Source organism: Streptomyces sp. NBC_00400 (assembly GCF_036048035.1).
GTDB lineage: Bacteria > Actinomycetota > Actinomycetes > Streptomycetales > Streptomycetaceae > Streptomyces.
The window spans coordinates 3,216,777-3,236,234 of the sequence record NZ_CP107940.1; the positions used below are offsets into that span (position 1 = coordinate 3,216,777).

General features: G+C 72.6%; 16 protein-coding genes. 7 read left to right on the forward strand and 9 right to left on the reverse strand.

What is annotated here, in order from left to right; genetic code table 11:
• Positions 1-192 precede the first annotated feature (192 nt).
• The gene (locus tag OHS81_RS14045; RefSeq protein ID WP_328385117.1) at positions 193-636 is read left to right on the forward strand and encodes a hypothetical protein; all 444 of its coding nucleotides are present in this window, start codon (positions 193-195) and stop codon (positions 634-636) included.
• A 62-nt stretch (positions 637-698) separates the two neighbouring features.
• On the opposite strand, the gene OHS81_RS14050 is transcribed toward OHS81_RS14045, so the two are convergent.
• From OHS81_RS14050 to OHS81_RS14060, 3 genes are all read right to left on the reverse strand, one after another.
• On the reverse strand, positions 699-1,682 hold the full coding sequence (locus OHS81_RS14050) for a LysR family transcriptional regulator (protein ID WP_328385118.1): 984 nt from the start codon (positions 1,680-1,682) through the stop codon (positions 699-701).
• Positions 1,683-1,889: 207 nt separating this feature from the next.
• Entirely contained in the window at positions 1,890-4,865 is a 2,976-nt protein-coding gene (locus tag OHS81_RS14055; protein ID WP_328385119.1) for an FAD-binding and (Fe-S)-binding domain-containing protein, read from the reverse strand.
• Positions 4,866-5,007: 142 nt separating this feature from the next.
• Positions 5,008-6,600 (reverse strand): FAD-binding oxidoreductase, encoded by a 1,593-nt coding sequence (locus OHS81_RS14060; protein WP_328385120.1) that lies wholly within the window; start codon positions 6,598-6,600, stop codon positions 5,008-5,010.
• A 54-nt stretch (positions 6,601-6,654) separates the two neighbouring features.
• On the opposite strand from OHS81_RS14060, the gene OHS81_RS14065 reads away from it, so the two are divergent.
• A complete protein-coding gene (locus OHS81_RS14065; protein WP_328385121.1) occupies positions 6,655-7,734 on the forward strand; it encodes a helix-turn-helix transcriptional regulator in 1,080 nt (359 codons plus the stop codon).
• Positions 7,735-7,859: 125 nt separating this feature from the next.
• Positions 7,860-8,978, forward strand: coding sequence for a phosphoserine transaminase (serC, locus tag OHS81_RS14070; RefSeq protein ID WP_328385122.1), 1,119 nt, complete (start codon positions 7,860-7,862; stop codon positions 8,976-8,978).
• Positions 8,979-9,099: 121 nt separating this feature from the next.
• Here the strand turns inward: serC and OHS81_RS14075 are convergent, their stop codons facing one another.
• The 4 genes from OHS81_RS14075 to OHS81_RS14090 all read right to left on the reverse strand — a co-directional run bounded on the left by OHS81_RS14075 (position 9,100) and on the right by OHS81_RS14090 (position 13,996).
• A complete protein-coding gene (locus OHS81_RS14075) occupies positions 9,100-10,980 on the reverse strand; it encodes a BRCT domain-containing protein (protein ID WP_328385123.1) in 1,881 nt (626 codons plus the stop codon).
• Between the two features lie 140 nt (positions 10,981-11,120).
• A complete protein-coding gene (locus OHS81_RS14080) occupies positions 11,121-11,966 on the reverse strand; it encodes an SDR family oxidoreductase (RefSeq protein ID WP_328385124.1) in 846 nt (281 codons plus the stop codon).
• Between the two features lie 84 nt (positions 11,967-12,050).
• Positions 12,051-12,923, reverse strand: coding sequence for an ABC transporter permease (locus tag OHS81_RS14085; RefSeq protein WP_328385125.1), 873 nt, complete (start codon positions 12,921-12,923; stop codon positions 12,051-12,053).
• A complete protein-coding gene (locus OHS81_RS14090) occupies positions 12,920-13,996 on the reverse strand; it encodes an ATP-binding cassette domain-containing protein (protein ID WP_328385126.1) in 1,077 nt (358 codons plus the stop codon). Before OHS81_RS14090 ends, OHS81_RS14085 begins: the two co-directional genes overlap by 4 nt.
• Before the next feature lie 97 nt (positions 13,997-14,093).
• Between OHS81_RS14090 and OHS81_RS14095 the strand changes: the two genes are divergently transcribed.
• Both OHS81_RS14095 and OHS81_RS14100 read left to right on the forward strand, forming a co-directional pair.
• Entirely contained in the window at positions 14,094-14,864 is a 771-nt protein-coding gene (locus OHS81_RS14095) for a TetR/AcrR family transcriptional regulator (RefSeq protein WP_328385127.1), read from the forward strand.
• A 37-nt stretch (positions 14,865-14,901) separates the two neighbouring features.
• Positions 14,902-15,357: a PPOX class F420-dependent oxidoreductase gene (locus tag OHS81_RS14100; RefSeq protein WP_328385128.1), complete on the forward strand. Its 456-nt coding sequence runs from the start codon at positions 14,902-14,904 to the stop codon at positions 15,355-15,357.
• 82 nt (positions 15,358-15,439) lie between these two features.
• Here OHS81_RS14100 and OHS81_RS14105 read toward each other — a convergent pair whose 3' ends face one another.
• Together OHS81_RS14105 and OHS81_RS14110 are read right to left on the reverse strand one after the other, a co-directional pair.
• Entirely contained in the window at positions 15,440-16,084 is a 645-nt protein-coding gene (locus OHS81_RS14105) for a dihydrofolate reductase family protein (RefSeq protein WP_328385129.1), read from the reverse strand.
• Positions 16,085-16,244: 160 nt separating this feature from the next.
• Complete coding sequence (locus OHS81_RS14110) at positions 16,245-17,240, reverse strand: hypothetical protein (RefSeq protein ID WP_328385130.1); 996 nt, start codon at positions 17,238-17,240, stop codon at positions 16,245-16,247.
• A gap of 167 nt (positions 17,241-17,407) precedes the next feature.
• Here OHS81_RS14110 and OHS81_RS14115 point away from each other — a divergent pair, with 167 nt between their 5' ends.
• Together OHS81_RS14115 and OHS81_RS14120 are read left to right on the forward strand one after the other, a co-directional pair.
• Complete coding sequence (locus OHS81_RS14115) at positions 17,408-18,091, forward strand: GDSL-type esterase/lipase family protein (RefSeq protein WP_328391148.1); 684 nt, start codon at positions 17,408-17,410, stop codon at positions 18,089-18,091.
• A gap of 116 nt (positions 18,092-18,207) precedes the next feature.
• Positions 18,208-19,206 (forward strand): aldo/keto reductase, encoded by a 999-nt coding sequence (locus OHS81_RS14120; RefSeq protein ID WP_328385131.1) that lies wholly within the window; start codon positions 18,208-18,210, stop codon positions 19,204-19,206.
• Positions 19,207-19,458: the final 252 nt, after the last annotated feature.

The window sequence follows — 19,458 nt, forward strand, 5'->3', positions numbered from 1 at the left end:
ACGGGGCGGCCCCGGGAAGCCCCTGAGAACGGCCGGGGCTGCGTCTCGTCCGCGTGAACGAGGGAGCGGCGGCGGGCGGGGACGACCATGGAACCGGCCGTCTGCGCGGCACGAGCCGGCATCGCAAGGCCCGTTGCGGGCCGTGCGCCCGGCCATAGGCACAGCCCTGCACCCGGATCAGAGAGGATCAGCATGAACACCCCGATGCCGCACGTCGTCGAGCCGACCGGCGGAGACGCGCGCCCTCCGCACCTCCGGCGGGCGCTGCGCAGCGCCAAGCTGCTCGTCGGCGGCTACGCATTGCTCAGCGGGCTGACGCTGCTCGCCATCATCCTGCTGCGCCACCACCCCGACCTGGTGACCGATGCCGTGTGGGTGCGCGCGTCCATCGTCGTCGCGACCTCCCTGCTCATGGTCTCGTTCGCGGTGCGGACGGGACGTGGCCACAGCCGGTCCTATCTGCGGCTGCGGTTGGCGTCCGGCATCATGCTGGTGGCCATCGCGGTCATCGTCGCGCTGCCCGGCGCCTTCCCGGTGTGGCTCAAGGTCGAACAGGGCGTGTGCGGCGTGCTCTTGCTCGGTGTCGTCGTGATCGTGAACGGCAGGCGGGTGCGGTCGGCGTTCGCCGCCCGGTAGCGGGAGCCCACGCCACGCTTCACGACACCGCCCTCACCACATCGCCCTCACGGCACCCGCCCTCACGGGTCCGCCGGCGCATTCCGCAGTACCGTCGCGGCGGCGCGGCGGATGGCGGCCACCGTGGGCAGGGTGCGGTTCCTTGCCGCCCAGGCCAGGGCCGCGGCGCCCGGGGGCAGGTCCGGCACCGCGACGTAGCTGATGCCGGGCCGGGGGAAGAGGTGGCGGGCGGCGGCGGGGAGGAAGGCCATGGCCTGGCCCCGGGAGACGGCGAGCAGCAGCGCCTCCATGTCGGGAACCACCGGCCCGTACCGCACGGGAGAGCCGTCCGGACGTGGGTCGGCCGCCCAGAAACGCCACCACATCCGGGGGCATTCGGGCGGGACGTCCACGACGGGGCGCCCGGACAGTTCGGCCAGCGGCACCTCGTCCCGGCCGGCCAGGGGGTCGTCGGCCGGGAGGCATGCCACCCGGGGTTCGGTGGCCATGGTCAGCGTCTCGATGCCGGGCGGCACCGGCGGGCGCAGGAACAGCACATCGACCTCGCCGCGCTCCAGCGCGTCGAAGTGGGTCGCGAGATCGAGGCCGCGGACGCTGGTACGCAGCCGCGGATGGCAGGCGTGCAGCTCGTCGAGGACGGCCCGGGTGTACGGCATCGCGGCCTCGGCGCCGATGGAACCGATCACCAGCCGGCCCTCGATCTGCCGGGCGTGGGAGCCGGCGGCCCGGCAGAGCCCGGCCATCGCCTCCACCACGGCGCGCGCCTTGGGCAGCAGTGCCGCTCCCGCCGGGGTGATCTCCACATGACGCCGGGATCGCTGCAGCAGGACGACGTCCAGCCGTTCTTCGAGCGACCGCAGTTGGCGGCTGAGCGCGGGCTGTGTGACATACAGCCGGGCCGCTGCCCGGCCGAAGTGCAGCTCCTCCGCCAGGATCAGGAACGATTCCAGCTGCTGGACACTCGGGGCCTGCCGGGAGGCCGTCCACGGAGTGTCGGCGGGCCCGGGTGCCCCCGGGCCGCCCACGCCCGGACCGTGCTCCGTCATGCAAGGACGTTATCAATCGGCCGTGAACCCTCATCAGGATCAGGGTTCCGCCGGACGGCCGTGGTGGCGCAGGATCGAGAGGTTGCGGAATCGGGGCCGACCCTGAGCCGACGCGGCCGGCGCTGAGCCCTCACTGCCGGCGGGGGATGGGAACGCCCGCCGGCGGCCCCGGGCCCCGGCCCCCCGCCCCTGCGCCTCACCGTCGCCTCAGGTGCCCTCCTCCCCCAACGCCCCCGCCTCCTCCAAAGCCTCCGCCAGCACCTCCGCCAGATGCCGGCCCGGGCGGTCGCCGAGCTGATCGAGCTGGGTGCGGCAGGAGAACCCGTCCGCAAGGACCTCCGTCCCTTCGGGGGCTTCCCTTACCGCGGGCAGCAGCTGGTCCTCGGCGCACGCCACCGAGACGTCGTAATGGCCGGCCTCGAAGCCGAAGTTGCCGGCCAGGCCGCAGCAGCCGCCGGTCAACTGGCCGGTGAGGCCCGCGCGTTCCCGCAGGCGGCGGTCGGCGGCGTCGCCGAGGACCGCGTGCTGGTGGCAGTGGGTCTGGCCGGCTACGGGGCGGTCGATGCGCGGGGGCTGCCAGTCGGGGGCCAGCTCCTCCAGGGCCTGGGCGAAGGTCCGTACGGAGCGGGACAGTCGGGCGGCCCGGGGGTCGTCGGGCAGCAGTTCCGGGAGGTCCGTGCGGAGGGCGGCGGCGCAGCTCGGTTCGAGGACGACCAGGGGGCGGCCGTCACGGAGGAGGGGGCTCAGGACCTCGACCGTGCGGCGCATGACGGTGCGGGCCTGGTCGAGCTGGCCGGTGGAGACATAGGTCAGGCCGCAGCACAGGGGGCGGTGGCGGCGCGGCAGCGGAAGGGCTCCGGCCGGGCGCAGGGGCGCGGTCGGCGGCAGGAGGGGACGCAGTCCGGCGGCCTCCAGGACGCGGACGGCGGACCGGCCGACCTCCGGGGAGAGGTGGTTGGTGAAGGTGTCGGGCCAGAGGATGACCGTGCGGCGGCCGGGAGGCCCCGCGGTGCCGGTCCCGGAAGCTGCCCGGTTGCCCGCCTCGGAACCCCCGCCGCCCACCGTCCCGCGCCGGCGCCACCACCAGCGCGTGAACGTCTCCGTGGCCAGCCGGGGGATCGGCCGCTCGGGTGCGATCCCGCCGAGGCGTTTGGCGACGGCGGCCAGCGGGGTACGGGCGAGCACGTTGAGGGCAGGGGCCAGGGGGGCCGCGGCACGCAGCCACTGAGGGAGACGGCCCATGGAGTAATGGGCGGCGGGGCGCAGCCGGCCCTCGTAGTGGTGGTGCAGGAACTCCGCCTTGTAGGTGGCCATGTCGACCCCTACGGGACAGTCGCTGCGGCAGCCCTTGCAGGACAGGCACAGGTCGAGCGCGTCGCGTACCTCCGGCGACTGCCAGCCGTCCGTGATCACCTCGCCCGCCAGCATCTCGTGCAGCAGCCGGGCCCGGCCGCGGGTGGAGTGCTGCTCCTCCCCGGTGGCCCGGAAGGACGGGCACATCACGTCCGTCGAGCCCGGACCGGTCGCCGCATTACGGCACTTGGCGACGCCGACGCAGCGCCGTACGGCCGCGGAGAAGTCCCCGTTGTCGTGCGGGTAGCCGAACTCGACCGGGACCGGGCGCTTGGGCAGCAGCTCGAAGCGCAGGTTCTCGTCGAGCCGGGCGGGACGGACCAGCATGCCGGGGTTCAGCCCGGCGGCCGGGTCCCAGAGCGACTTGAACCGCTCGAAGACGCCGACGAGTTCCGGGCCGTACATCTTCGGGAGCAGTTCGGCGCGGGCCTGGCCGTCGCCGTGCTCGCCGGAGAGCGAGCCGCCGTGCGCCACGACCAGTTCGCCCAGGTCGTAGGAGAACTCCCGGAAGCGGCGGATGCCGGGCGCGGTCAGCAGATCGAAATCGATGCGGATGTGGATGCAGCCGTCGCCGAAGTGGCCGTAGGGCGTACCGCGCAGGCCGTGCTGGGCGAGCAGGGCGCGGAAGTCGCGCAGATACGGGCCGAGCCGGGCCGGTGGGACGGCGCAGTCCTCCCAGCCGGGCCACGCTTCGGAGCCGTCGGCCATCCGGGTCGCGGTGCCGGAGGCGTCCTCGCGGATCCGCCACAGGGCGCGCTGGCCGGCCGGGTCGGTGACGAGGGTGTGGTCGGTGGCACCGTCCGCGGCCGCCGCCCGGCACAGTGCCTCGGCCCGTGCCGCCGCCTCGCCGGGGCTCGTGCCGCCCATCTCGACGAACAGCCAGGCGCCGCCCTTGGGCAGCCCGGCCGCGCTGCCCACCAGGTCGGCGGCCATCCCCTCGACGGTCATCGGCTGGTGCGGGAGCAGGGTGTGCGCGGCCTCGGCGGCGGCGCTCTCGTCGGGGTAGCCGAGGACGGCCAGGGCCCGGGCGGCCGGGGTCTCCACGAGCCGTACGGTCGCCTCGGTCAGCACGCCGAGGGTGCCCTCGCTGCCGGTGAGGGCGCGGGCGAGGTCGGTGCCGGCCTCCGGGAGCAGCGCGTCCAGGGCGTAGCCGGAGATCCGGCGCGGGAGGTCGGGGTAGCCGGTGCGCAGCAGCGCCAGCTCCGCGTCCACCAGCGCTTTCACGCCGTCCCGCAGGCGCGGCGGGAGGCCGGTGGGGGCGCCGGTGCGGTCCGTGCCACGTCCGGCCCGTACCCGCTCGCCGCCGTACGTCAGCAGCTCCAGTTCGCGGACGCTGTCGGCGGTGGTGCCCCAGGCCACCGAGTGCGAGCCGCAGGAGTTGTTGCCGATCATGCCGCCGAGGGTGCAGCGGCTGTGGGTGGAGGGGTCGGGGCCGAAGGTCAGTCCGTGCGCTCCGGCGGCCGCCCGCAGGTCGTCCAGGATGACGCCGGGCTGGACGACGGCGGTGCGGGCGGCGGGGTCCAGCGACACGATGCGCCGCATGTGCCGGGTGAAGTCCAGCACCACCCCGACGCCGGTCGCCTGCCCGGCGATACTGGTCCCGCCGCCGCGCGGCACCACCGGCACCCCGTGCTCCCGGCACACCCGCAGCGCCGCCGCGACATCCTCGGCGTCCCGGGGCGCGACCACCGCCCTCGGCACCCGCCGGTAATTGGACGCGTCCATCGTCATCAGCGCCCGGTCGGCCGCGGCGAACGAGACCTCCCCCCGCACCGCGGCCGCCAACTCCTTCTCCAGGTTCCGCTTCTCCGTCTCCGTGCGATCAGCCATGTCTCCAGCCTGCCCACTGGGGCGGGTTCATGGGCGGTCGGCGGGCCCGATCGCCGGGGCGAGTCGCGGCCGGCGGGCGGGGGTGAGCCGTGGCGGTCAGCCGGAGAGGGGGCAGACCCGCGGTCAGCCGGACAGGGAGCCGTCAGCCGGAGCGGCGGGCGGCCACCGGCGTCCGGCCGACCGGAGCGGCAGCGGCCGGTGTCCGGCCCGCCGTAACGGCCCCCGCCGGGTGGAAGCGAAAGACGTTCGCCGGGTCATGGCGGGCCTTGAGACCGGCCAGCCGCCGGTGCTCGTCGGCGTCGTGGACACTGCGCGCCACCTCTTCGGCATCCGGCCGCTCCCCGTGCCTGCCGAAGAGGAAGTTCACGCTCCGGCCGAGCCGCCAGGGCGCGACGGCCGCCAGCGCCTCGGCGTGCAGCGCCCGTACGGTCGCGAGGGCGGCATCGGGCCGCCCGTCGGAGCACCGCGTATCGGGGGCGCCGGGCCCCTCGCCCGCCTCCCGCCCGATCAGCGGCGACAGCACCCGCAGGGCGAACCGGGCATCCCGGTGGCCGACGGAACCGGCCGGCTCATCCGGCCCGCCACGCTTCGCCATCGCGCCCCCGAGATGGTTGAGCTGGACCACGCACATGACCGGGGCGGCCGGTCCGGTCAGCGCCGCCACCCGCTGCAGCGCGGCCGCGTCCAGCCCGCTGAGCAGCGCGTTGTCGCCGTCGTAGGCATGCGGATCGCTCGGGTCGCGGTGAATGGTGTGCGACTCGGCGTACGGCATCTCGCGCAGGTCGTCGCTCACCGCCGGCCCCACCGCGCGCAGCGGCGCCACCAGCCGCTCGCCCTCCGCGGCGCTCCCCGTGAAGGCGATCCGGATGTGCGCGAGATGGCGGCCGCGCAGCGGTTCGGGCAGCTGCGGGAGGTCCGGGTACGCGATCAGCGCGAGCGACGAGGTCAGCTCGTCCGGGACGGTCGCGGTCCAGTCCACATACGCCGCCAGCGCCGCGTCGATCTGTTCCCCGCCGAACACCAGCTGCCCGCCGTACAGCCGCGCCACCGGCACCAGCCCGAACTCCATCGCGGTCACCACCCCCAGGCCGTGGCCGCCGCCGAGCAGCGCCCGGAACAGCGCGGGATCGGTCTGCGCGGTGACGTGCCGCAGCCGGGCGTCGGCGGTGACGAGGTCGACGGACCGCACGTGGTCGGCGGCGAAGCCATACGTACGGGCCAGCACCCCGACGCCGCCCCCGAGGGTGTACGAGATGACGCCGACGCCCGGGGAGGAGCCGTTGAGCGGCGCGAGCCCGCAGGGGGCCGCCGCCTCGACGACCTGCCCCCAGACGGCGCCCGCCTCGGCCCGCGCGGTGCCGGCCGCCGCGTCCACCCGCACCCCGGCCATCCGCCCGGTACTGATCAGCAGCCCGCCGTCGGTGGCCGCGGACAACCCGTGCCCGGTGGCCTGGACGGCGACCGGCAGGCCCTGAGCGCGGGCGAAGCGCACCGCGGCGACGACGTCCCCGGCGCACTCCGCGCCGACGATCACGGCGGGCCGGTGCCGGTACGCCCGCTGGAACCCGGACCGTTCGGCGTCGTAGCCGTCGTCGCCGGGGACGAGGACGGGGCCCCGGCACTCCCGGGCCAGGGCGGGGAGGGCGGCGGGGTCGGATACCTGAGCGTGGCCGTGGGTGTCGCCGTCAGCGTGGGCGTCGGCGTGGTGCGTCCCTGCGGGGTGGTTGATCTCCATGCCGCGCACCCTGCCGCGATAACTTGACACCTGCCGTCATATATAAAGTCGCCTGTGAAATCGGACCGGCTGCTCTCGATCCTGCTGCTCCTCCAGACCCGTGGCCGGGTGCCGGCCGCGGAGCTCGCCGAACGGCTGGAGGTCTCCACCCGGACCGTCTACCGCGATGTCGAGTCGCTGTCGGCGGCCGGGGTGCCGGTCTATGCCGAACGCGGCCGGCACGGCGGGATCGCGCTGCTGCCCGGCTTCCGTACGGATGTCACGGGGATGACCACCGACGAGGCGCGCGCCCTGTTCATCCTGGCCGCGCAGGGCGCGCACACCGCCCTCGGCCTGGACGAGGCGCTGGGTTCGGCGCTGCGCAAGGTGATGGCGGCGCTGCCCGCCCCGCACCGTCCGGCCGCGGAGCTGGCCGGCAGCCGCATCCTGGTCGACCCCGACAAGTGGATGAGCGGCCCGCGCCCCGCCGTCGACCTGGACGAGCTGCACACCGCCGTCTTCACCGACCGACGGCTGCGCATCCGTTACCGCCACAGCGGCGAGACCCGGCTGCGGACGTACACCGTCGACCCGTACGGGCTGGTCGCCAAGGCCGGCACCTGGTACCTCGTCGCGGACCGGCGCGGCCGGCCACAGCTCTTCCGCGCCGACCGGGTGGCCTCGGCGACCCTCACCGACGCCCCCGTACGGCGTCGCGCGGGAGTCGGCCTCGCCGGCGTCTGGCAACAGCTACGTCGCCAGGTCGAGGACCGGCCCGCGGGCGTCAGGGTGACCGCCCGGATCCGCCGCGACCGCCTCGACCTCGCCGTACGGATCCTGGGCGCGGCGCTGACCGGACCACCCCGTACGGGTGACGGCGAGGGCTCCGGGAACGGCGAGAACTCCGGATGCGGCAGGGATACGCACGACACCGGGACCGGCAAGGAGGCGGACGCCACCGGGAACGCCGAAAGCGACTGGGCCGTCATCGAGCTGGCCTACCCGGTCATCGGCGCCGTCCGCCAACTGCTCCAGTTCGGCGACTCCCTCGAAGTGCTCGACCCGCCCGAGGCCCGCCGGGTGATGGCCGAGGCCGCGGCCGCCCTCACCACCGTCTACGCGGACGACCACCCCGACCGGACCACCACCGGGTAGCTCCCCGCGCCCCCACCACCGGGTAGCGCTCCGCCCCTCCGGAACCGTCCACCGTACGAGCACCCGGCATCTCATCCGCTGGACGTGCCGCCGAACCCCGCAGCACAACGGATTAGGCTTCCCCCGTGGCTGATATCCAGATCCCCGCTGACATCAAGCCCGCCGACGGACGCTTCGGCGCGGGCCCCTCCAAGGTGCGTACGGAGGCGCTCGGCGCCCTCGCCGCCACCGGTAGCTCCCTTCTCGGCACGTCCCACCGCCAGGCCCCGGTCAAGAACCTGGTCGGCAAGGTGCGCGACGGCGTACGCGACCTCTTCCAGCTCCCCGAGGGCTACGAGGTCGTGCTCGGCAACGGCGGCTCCACCGCGTTCTGGGACATCGCGACGCACGGCCTGATCGAGCGCAAGTCCCAGCACCTCAGCTTCGGTGAGTTCTCCTCGAAGTTCGCCAAGGCCGCCAAGCTGGCGCCGTGGCTGGAGGAGCCCACCGTCCTCTCCGCCGACCCGGGCAGCCACCCGGACCCGGAGGCGGAAGCGGGTGTGGACGTCTACGGCTTCACCCACAACGAGACCTCGACCGGTGTCGCCGCCCCCATCAAGCGGGTCGCGGGCGCGGACGAGGGCGCGCTGGTCCTGGTCGACGCCACGTCCGGCGCCGGCGGCCTGCCCGTGGACATCGCCGAGACCGACGTCTACTACTTCGCCCCGCAGAAGTCGTTCGCCTCCGACGGCGGTCTGTGGCTGGCGGCCTTCTCCCCCGCCGCCCTGGAGCGCGCCCGCGCCCTCCACGCGTCCGGCCGCCACATCCCGGAGTTCTTCTCGCTGCCCACGGCGATCGACAACTCCCTCAAGAACCAGACGTACAACACCCCGGCGCTCTCCACCCTCTTCCTGCTCAACGAGCAGCTGGAGTGGATCAACGGCCAGGGCGGCCTGGACTGGGCGGTCCGCCGCACCGCCACCTCCTCGCGCACCCTCTACGGCTGGGCCGAGGACTCCAAGTACGCCACCCCGTTCGTCACCGACCCGGCCAAGCGCTCGCAGGTCATCGGCACCATCGACTTCGACGACAACATCGACGCCGCGGCCGTCGCCAAGGCCCTGCGCGCCAACGGCATCGTCGACACCGAGCCGTACCGCAAGCTTGGCCGCAACCAGCTGCGGATCGCGATGTTCCCGGCGATCGACCCGTCGGACGTCGAGGCCCTGACGGCCTGCATCGACCATGTGATCGGCAAGCTGTAGCCGGTGTAGCCGGCTGACGGCACCAGGCATCACACGCCACCACGGGCCCCGGCGGGCGACCGCCGGGGCCCGTGCGCTGCCGGACCGAGGTGGCCCGGAAGACCCGCCCCGGTAACGTGCGTCACTGGATCGAGTCCCAGTATTCACGCAGCCACCCGCCGTCCGGCGCGTCCCCGAGCGCCTGTCCCGCGCTCCGGGCGTCCGGTACGACATCGAGCTCACCCCAGCGCACCGGCCAGGCGAGGCGCTCCTCCACCGTCCAGGCGAGAACTCCGTCCAACGACTCCCTCCCCCGGCCGTCCGGAGCGATCACCACCCCTTCTTCGAAGACCGCGCACCATGTCCCGTCATCCGGCGCGAACTGCTTCCTCGCGAAAAACCAGTAGTTGTCACCCAACGGCTTCGGTACCCGCGGTTGGTGGAGGAAGGTGAAGTCGCCGAGGACATCCCCCGATTCGGCGCGGAGGAACCGCAGGGTGGTGGGGCTCATCGCGACCAGGACGTCGCCGGCGCCCCACAGCAGCACACCGCTCTCGGGCGGGACGTCCAGGGTGCGCAGTCGCTGCGGCTCGTCCCCGTCCAGCGACCACACCTCCACCCGCCCGTCGGCCGTGAGCCAGGCTCCCGCGTCGCCGGACGGGGCCCAGGCCCAGGAATCGGCGTAGACCATGCCCTCTTCCACCGGTGTGACGTCGAGGCGGTAGCGGAACCGGTCCTCGTCATAGATGAGGACACCTGGCTGTATCCCGGCGGCGTTGCCCTCGCCCACCAGGGCCGCCAGCCGCGGCACCTCGCCCCGCATGCCCCATTGCAGCGCCGAAACGCCTTGGTGCCCGGTCCCCTTCCCGATCGGCCGGCCGGTCACCGCGTCGAGGAAGCGCAGCCCCTGGTCGTAGTGCACCAGCAGCCGGTCATCCGGGCTCCACGCGGCGAGTTCGCCGATACGGGCCAGCCAGCCCACCTGCCCGGACGAGACGTCGATGACGAAGGCCTCCGCGCGGCCCCTGCTCCCGCCCTGCGCCTGCAACCGGGCGCCGTCCCGTGACCAGCGGACCCAGCCGTCGGCCTGGAGTGTGATGCCCTCGTGCGCGTCCATCCCCTCGGTCCGCAGATCCTCCCGGAGCCTGCCGGCCAGCAGGAACGGATGCGCGGGCGGGGCGTCACGGGTCGTCCAGTGCAGCTCGCCGCTGTCCATGGGGACGACGCAGCCGCCCACCTCGCACGGAGTCCCGGAATTCACGAAGACCCGTCTCCCGTCGGGCGCCAGCGCCCAGGGCACCGGCCGCGGCGCGCCGTCCGTGATCAGGCACGCGGCGAGGGTGACGGAACCGAGGAAGGGGCTGAACGGGTCGAAGACACCGACGTGGTGGGTGTGATGCGCGAGGCCGATGCGGTGGCTGTCGGCCGACCACTGGATGCTGCGCTCGTAGCCGGGCCGGCCGATGCCGCCCTCGACACCGATGGCGTTGACGCAGCGTCCGGTGGCTGTTTCCCAGATCTGCAGGGTGCCGCCGTAGTCGTCGCCGCTCACGGTGCCGGTGGCCAGATAGCGGCCGCAGGGGCTGAGAGCGTAATCGTTGATCTCTGCCCGATGGCCGTACGGATGGCGAAGGTGTACGCCCTCCCTCTTACGGACCTCTCGCGTGGCGGCGCGGTGCTCCTCGGTGATGCCCTGCGCGCGCTCCAGCTTCAGCAGCCGCGCCCGCAGGGCCACCAGATCCGAAGCCGCCCCGGCCCCGGGCTCACCGCGGCCGGAGGCGTCCTCGTCGGCGAGCACGGCCCGTAGCGCCGTGTCGTCGAATACCGGGAGGTTGCGCCTCCGCGCCTCCTGGAGCTTTCTCCCCTCGTTGTAGTGGAGGCTGTCCACGAACACCAGATCCGTCCGGCTGGTCACCGCACCCCTCACCCGGGCACCCAGCTCCTCCAGCCGCCGCTGCGCCTCGTCCTGGCGCAAGCCGTCGAAGCGGCCGATGAGCACGATCGACTTCCCTCGTACGTCCATGCTGCAGACCGTAGCCACAGCCACTGACAACGGCCTTTGCACGGCGGCCAACAGCAGTCCCGGAGGCTGGAGTTGCTCTGCGGAGGAGGGAACTGCTCCCCGGGAGGCGGCTCACCGGGGCAGGCTGATGAGGACCATGGTCAAGCGAAGAGGTTGCGGTTCCGGCGCACGAAATCGGCAAAACCGAGGGCTTCACGGCCCGTGAGGTCGGCCACGGTTGAAGTGACGGTCCCGGCACCGCCGTCGCGGTAAGCGCGGGCAACTCCTATGAGGGCATTGACGTGGAACTCCGACATCCCGCGGCTCAGCATTGCCGCGCGCGCTTCGTCGTCCGGCAGACCCACGTAGCGCACCGGCTTGCCGAGGATGCCGGAAAACTCTTCGGCGGCTTCAGCGTAGGTCAGCGCCTTCGGCCCGGTGAGGTCATAGACGCAGCCGTCGTGGCCGTCAGTGGTGAGAACCCGCGCTGCCACACAGGCGATGTCGCCGATGTCGATGAAGCTGATGGGGGCGGTGATCAAGGGGAAGCTGAACTCCCCGGCCTCGCGGATGGACGGCTGGCGCAGGAAGTTCTGCAGATAGAAGTTGGGCCGCAGGATCGTCCAAGGCAGACCGGACATCACCAGCGACTGTTCGACAGGCTGATGTAGCCGGGCGATCGGTGTGAGTCCTTCGTCGGCCCGCCAGACCGACAGTTTGACCACCCGAACACCCACCGCACAGGCGGCTTCCAGCAGGTTGAGTTCGTGCGTCGTTTGGGCGGGGCTCGTCGCACCGAGAAGGAATACGGCCTCGACGCCATCGAGTGCAGGCCCGATCGTGTCCGGCATGGACAGATCGAGCGTCACTGCCTGGCCGCCCGACTTGATCACCTGAGTCGTGGTGTGCGGATCACGGTAAGCCGCCCGCGCGGCTACACCGTCGGCATGAAGACGAGCGAGGAGAGCCGTTCCGACGTTCCCACTCGCGCCAGTCACCAGAATCATCGTCACATCCTCCAGGCGGTAGCAGCGAGTATGCCAAGAATGGGAACGGCCGTCCTCTGACGGACGCGAGGCAGGCCCGGTCACCTAGCGGCTCAGCCGCCGGAAGCGCCGTACCGCCAGCGGCAGGAAGACCGCGGTGAGGACGACCGGCCAGAGCACCGCCATCAGCACCGCATGCTGTTCGACCCAACTGCCGCCCGTGGTGGCCGGGTTGCCGAAGAGCTCCCGGATGGCTCCGGCCGTCGAGGAGACCGGGTTCCACATGGCGATCGTGCCCAGCCAGTCCGGCATCATCGACGGCGGGGTGAACACGCTGGAGATCATGCCGAAGGGGAAGGCAACGGCGTAAAGACCGCCGGCCGATTCCTGGTTGGGCGCCAGGAGTCCGAGAAAGACCCCGATCCAGGTGAGGGCGAAGCGCAGGAGCAGCAGCAGGCCGAAGGCGGCGAGGGTGGCGGCCGGGCTGCCGTGGGAGCGCCAGCCGACGACCACGGCGATCCCGGCCAGCACCACGAGATCGACGGCCGCGCCGATCACATCGGCGACCCCGCGCCCGGTGACCACGGCGGACGTCGCCATCGGCAGGGAGCGGAACCGGTCGGTGACCCCGTGGTCCCGGTCGACGACCACGGCCACCGCGGTGTTCATGAAACCGAAGGAGATCGTCATCGCGAAGATGCCGGGCATCGCGAACGTCGGGTAGTCCACCCCGCCGCCGACGTTCATCGCGCTGCCGAAGACATAGACGAAGAGCAGCACGGAGACGATCGGGAAGCCCAGCTGCCAGGCGATGATCACGGGCTGCCGGACGAGATGGGTCAGATCCCGGCGGACGAGGGTCAGACAGTCGGCGAAGGCCCAGTAGAGACGGCGCGCGGGGCCGTCGTCCGCACCGGCCGGCCCCCACGGGGCAGGGCCGTCGTCGTACGGGATCTGCGGCACGGTGCCGGCGCTCATGCGGCCGCCTCCTTCCCGGCCTCGGCCGTACCGCGACCGGTGGCCGCGGCGCGCCCCGTGAGGCGAAGAAAGACCTCGTCGAGCGTCGGGCGGCGCAGCCCGATGTCCTCGACGCCGATGCCCTCGTCCTGCAGGGTGCGCGCGACCTCGGTCAGCGCCGCGACGCCCTCCGCCACCGGGGCGCCGACCCGCCGCTCCGCTTCGTCCGTCGTGGGCGGTACACCGTTCGCGGCGACCCGTGCCACGGCCCGCACCGCGTGCGGGAGACCGGCCGGATCGCGCAGCACCACCTGAAGGCGCTCGCCGCCGACCTGCCGCTTCAGTTCGGCGGGCGTACCGTCGGCGATCGTCCGCCCGTGTTCGATGACGGAGACCCGGTCGGCCAACTGGTCTGCCTCGTCGAGGTATTGGGTGGTCAGCAACACGGTGGTGCCGGTCGCTGCGAGCCCGCGGACCGCCTCCCAGACCTCGTTGCGGCCACGCGGGTCGAGGCCCGTGGTCGGCTCATCCAGGAAGAGCACTTCGGGTGCGAGGATCAGGCTCGCGGCGAGGTCGAGCCGGCGGCGCATCCCGCCGCTGTAGGTACGGGCCGATTTCCCGCCCGCGTCGCCCAGCCCGAACTGGTCCAGCAGCTCCGTCGCCCGCACCCGCGCCCGGCGGGCGCCCAGGTGGAAGAGCCTGCCGAACATCTCCAGATTCTGACGGCCAGTCAGGACACCGTCCACGGCGGCATACTGGCCCGCCAGTCCGATCCTGGCGCGCACCTGCTGCGGCGACCGCGTCACCTCGCGTCCGGCGACCGCCGCCCGTCCGCCGTCCGGCCGCAGCAGGGTGGCCAGGATGCGCACGACCGTGGTCTTGCCCGCGCCGTTCGGCCCGAGCAGGCCGTGCACCGTGCCGCGGTGGACGGTGAGGTCGAGGCCGTCCAGGGCCCGCTTGTCGCCGTACCGCTTCTCCAGGCCCTCCGCGAGAACCGCCGCATCCGGCGGTGGCGGCGGTGGCGCCTGCGCGGCAGCCGTCGCCCCCTCCTCTCCCCTTACGCCGCACCCTGCCCCGTTCGTCCTGCCGGTCATCGTCGAACCCCCTCCGGTCGGAAACTGGGTACACCGTACCCGATTACGCGTACGCCGTACCTAGTTTTTAGGCCGGGCGGCATAAGATGACCGCACGATGACGACGACAGAACACAGCGGCGGCGGCGATATCTCGCGCAGCCTGGAGCTGCTCTGGGGCCTCGGCGAGCGGCCCAGCCGCGGCCCCAAGCCGGGCCTCACCCTCGAACGCATCGTCACCACGGCGGTGGCGGTCGCCGATTCCGACGGGCTCGGCGCCCTGTCCATGCGCCGCGTCGCCACCGACCTCGGCGTCGGCACCATGTCGCTCTACCGCTATGTGCCGGGCAAGGCCGAACTCCTCGACCTGATGCTCGACAAGGTCGCGGAGTTCGACGCCGATGCCCACCCCGACCCGGCCGTCGGCTGGCGCCCCGCGATGGAAGCCCTCGCCCGTGGCAGCCGGCGGCAATACCAACGGCATCCCTGGCTGCTCCAGGTCGACCAGGCCCGCCCGCTGCTCGGCCCCAACGCCCTGGACTCACTGGAGCACTCGGTGCGCGCCCTGGCCGGTACCGGTCTGACCGACCGCGAGAAGATGCACGTACTGGTGACCTTCGGCGGCTTCCTCGCCGGCGTCGCCCGCACCGAGCTCAACGCCGCCCTTGCCGAGAAGAGGACCGGCATCAGCAACGCGGACTTCTGGCAGTCCCAGGAGCCGGTGCTGTCCAAGGTGATGCTGAGCGGCCGTTACCCCGCCCTCGCCGCCCTGGACGAGGACACATTCGCCGATGACGGCACCTCTGTCTTCGAGCTGGGCCTGACCGCGCTCCTCGACGGATTCGAAGCGCTCATCGCCGCCCGCACCGCCCGAACGGACGCACCATGAAGTGACGAAACGGGCCGGATGTGCCTGTATGGGAGCCATGACGAACCCCCCGAGCCCCGGCCTCGCCCCCTTCGAGCGGCAAGGGGCGATCCTGCTGACCACGTACAAGCGGGACGGCACCGGCGTCGGCACGCCGATGAACCTCGCCGTCGACGGCGATCACGCCTACCTGCGGACGTACGGCAGCGCCTGGAAGGCCAAGCGGATGCGGAACTTCCCCGAGGTGGAGATCTGCGCCTCCACCTGGCGGGGCCGTCCCACCGGGCCCACCGTCGCGGCGCGGGTGCGGCTGCTGGATCCGCAGACCCGGGAGTACCGGCGGGCCGAGCGCTCCCTGACCCGGAAATACCCCCTGATCCACGGACTGTTCGTACCACTGCTGCACCGGCTGAAGAAGGAGCGGACACTCCATTACGAGCTGCGGCTGGTCGAGGGCGCGGCCGGGGACGGGGAACAGGGCGAGACCGGGGCAACGGGCGGGGCCGGGGCGTAGGGCAGGCCGGGGAACAGGGCGCGGCCGGGGCCCACTGGGACGGGCGCGGCGACCGCGTCGGCGTCCCGAGTGGGCCCGTGTGTCACCTTCGCCAGAACAGGTGGTGCGTCACGCCGCTCGGGCTGGGCACGACGTCGAGATGGAAGCGGTCGAGCAGTTCGTCGGGGGACTCCCAGAGCCGCACCCCGGAACCGAGCTCCACCTGCGAGACGGCGACATGCATCGTGTCCACGAGGTCGGCGTCAAGGAACTGCCGGATGGTCGTGGCCCCGCCACCGAGTCGGACGTCCTTGCCCTGCGCGGCCTCCCGCGCCCGCTCGAGGACCGAGGCCGGGTCGCCGCCGACGAAGTGGAACGTGGTGTCGGAGAGCGTGAGCGAAGGACGCTCGTGGTGGGTCATGACGAACACCGGGGTGTGAAACGGGGGCTCGTCACCCCACCAGCCGTTCCACTCGTGGTCGCTCCAGGGCCCGCGGTAGGGCCCGAACTTGTTGCGGCCCATGATCTCGGCGCCGATGTTGCGTGCGAAGTCCCGCGTGAAGTAGTCGTCGAGGCCGCGGCTGCCTCCGGGGTCGGTGCGCATGGGCCAGCTCGCCGTGGCGCCGGCCCAGGCGAACAGGTCCCCGGGGTCCGCATGGCCGAACGGTCTCTCCAAGCTCTGGTGCTCACCGGCACCGAATCCGTCACGCGAGACGGTGAAGTTCTGGACTCTCAGCAGCTGAGCCACGCGTTTCCTCCTGCCGTTGTCGATACCGATGTCGGTATCGGTATCGGGGGCGATGTCAGTGTCGGGGTCGACGTCGGTTCGGTGTCGGTGTCGGTGTCGGTGTCGGTGAGACTGCCGGGGGCGGGCAAACTCATCGCCGCGGCGGTGACAAAGACCCGCCCTACCGCCGCCGCAGCAGCCTGCGCAGCCCGACGACCAGCGCCGTGGCCACCGCGAGGATCACCGCCCCCTTGATGAAGCCGGGGTCCAGGTCCGTCCCCTGACTCCCCTTGCCGCCGTGGCCGCCTGCGCCGTCGCCGTTCGACGGGTCGTCCTTCACCGAGTCCGGCAGCTGCGCGTCGCTCAGGCCGACCGGTTTGACCTCGCTGTCGTTGCCCTCCGAGCCGTACATCAGGGTGCGGCCGTCGCGGGTGAAGGTGACCGATTCGCCCTGCTGCTGGATCGGTACGCCCACACTGCCGAGGTCCTTCGGGCGGCCGTCCTGCCAGCGGAAGATCCGGGCGCCGAAGTAGCTGCGCAGCACCAGACGGGTGCCGTCGGGGGAGAACGCACCGTCGGTCACCCACAGATCGACGGGCGCGACCTTGCGGAAGACGTTGGTGGCGGAGGTGGTGAGCCGCTGCGGGCCCGCGTAGAGGGCGCCACCGCCGTCCTGCTTCTTGCTGGCGATATAGACCCGGCCGGTCTTGGGGTGCACCATCAGCGCTTCGGCGTCCCGTGGCCCGTCCGCGTACTTCACGTCGAACTGGGTCGCCGTCACCGTCGCGTCGCGCAGCTTCTTCGGTTCGGGGAAGCGGTAGATCCAGACGTGGTTCCAGCTGCCGCCGAGGTTGTCGCCGATGTCGCCGACGTAGATGTTGCCGTCCGGGCCGGTCGAGATGGCCTCGACATCGCGCGGCCTGCCGATGCCGCGCAGGGTGATCCTGGCGACCGTACGGCCGGACCTGCCGTCGACGGCGTAGACGTACGGGCCGTCGTCGCTGTCGTTGTGGGTCCAGTAGATCCCGGGGTGCGCCCGGCTGGCGGCCAGGCCGCTGGACTCGGTGATCCGGGGATCGCCGATGGTGAAGCCGTCGGGCTCGTCGGCGGCGGCGGGCACCACGGCCGCCGACCACAGGATTCCCGCGGCACCGGCCGCGCACAGAAGCGAACGCATGGGCACAGACTGCCATCTGGGACCACCGGACGTGGCCGCAAGTCACCGGCCTCCCCACTGCCGGCCGCACCAGGTCGGCACACCGTCACCGCACCACGGACCGGGGCGTGTCCAGCGTCACGTACCGAGCAGTAGGGGACCTCGGCCATCATGGCCGGATGAGGATCATGTTCGTCGGTGACTCGATGACCATTGGGAGCACCGGCGATTTCACCTGGCGCTACCGGATGTGGCAGCACCTGAACGCGACGTTCGACGGCCCGTACCGCATCGTCGGACCACGCCACACGCTCCACGACCCGGCCACGGGCGCCCCCGCCTCCGCCGCCTACGCCGACCCCGGCTTCCCCGAGGAGGCCCGCCGCCACCTCGCCGGCTGGGGCGAGGGCTGGCTGCACATGGCGCCGCTGATCGGTGACATGGTGCGCCGGTACGACGCCGACACCCTGCTGGTCTCGCTCGGCCTGATCGACCTCGGCTTCTATACGAACGCCGAGCAGACCGCGGAGAACGTGCGGGAGTTCGTGGCCCGGGCCCGGACGGCGGCGCCGCACCTGCGGGCGGTGCTGATGCCGGTGATACCCAATGTGCGGGCGGTCGCGGACCCCGCGTTCGGCGCGCAGTGCGAGCGCTTCAACGAGCTGCTGGCCAAGGCCGTCGCCGATCTCTCCACCCCCGGCTCACCGTTGCTGCTGGCCTCCGAGCCGGACGGCTGGGAGATCGATCACGCCACCTACGACGGGACACATCCGTCCGAGTGGGGGGAGCGACTGCTCGCGGGGGCGTTCGCCGGGGCGATGCATCAGGCGTGGGGGGTCGGGGCGGCGTACGGGGTGCTGTCGGCTCGCTGAGGCACCACCCGCCCCATGGAGCGCCCGGCCCCCCGGCCCGGGAACCACGAAGAGGCCGTCCGCCACCCCTCACGGTCCTTGCATCGAGCGCACTCCAGGGCGTTGGCTGGACCACCATGAAGTACACGCAGCTCGGACGCACCGGACTCAAGGTCAGCCGACTCGTCCTCGGGACGATGAACTTCGGGCCTCAGACGGACGAGGCCGCCAGTCACACCATCATGGACGCGGCGCAGGGCGCGGGCGTCAACTTCTTCGACACCGCCAATGTCTACGGATTCGGCGCCGACAAGGGCCGTACCGAGGAGATCGTCGGCAGTTGGTTCGCCAAGGGCGGCGGCCGGCGGGACAAGACCGTGCTGGGCACCAAGGTGTACGCCAACATGGGAGTGGAGGGCGACAAGGTCTGGCCCAACCACGACAAGCTCTCCGCGGTCAACATCCGGCGCTCGGTGGAGGCCAGTCTCAAGCGGCTGGGCACCGACTACATCGACCTCTACCAGTTCCACCACGTCGACCGGGACACCCCCTGGGACGAGATCTGGCAGGCCATCGACGTCCTCGTCCAGCAGGGCAAGATCCTCTACGCCGGCTCGTCCAACCACGCGGGCTGGCACCTCGCGCGTGCCAACGAGGCGGCCGCCCGCCGCGGTGCGCTGGGCCTGGTCAGCGAGCAGTGCCTCTACAACCTCGCCGAGCGGCGCGCCGAGATGGAGGTCATCCCGGCCGCCCAGGGCTACGGCCTGGGCGTCATCCCGTGGTCCCCGCTGCACGGCGGGCTGCTGGGCGGGGCCCTGCGCAAGGAGCGCGAGGGCGGCGCGGGCCGCTCGGCGGTCGGCCGCTCGGCCGATGCCCTCGCCAACTCCACGATCCGTGCGCGGATCGAGTCCTACGAGGATCTGCTCGGCACGTACGGACTGGAGCCCGGCGAGGTCGCGCTGGCCTGGCTCCTGACGCGTCCCGGCGTCACCGGGCCGATCGTCGGCCCCCGCACGACGGACCAGCTCGCCTCCGCGCTGCGCGCCCTCGAGCTGACCCTCCCGGACGAACTCCTCGCCTCGCTCGACGAGATCTTCCCCGGCCCCGGCCCTAGCCCGGAGGCCTTCGCCTGGTGAGCGGGCCGCGCGCCCGGCGGCCGGTCGGACCGGCGGCCGGGCGCGCGGCGGCGGCCACGGCAGGGCTCAGTGCAGCGCCGCCGCCACGACCACGACGATGAGCAGGACGGCGAGCAGGCCGGACATGATCCGGTTACGGGTTTTGGGGTCCACCCCTTGAGCGTAACCGGGACCGGTCCGCGCGTTTCGGCGGCCCGGGGCCTGCCCGGCCGCGGGGGCCGGACGGCAGGGCAGTGGCGCGGCAGCCGTTCG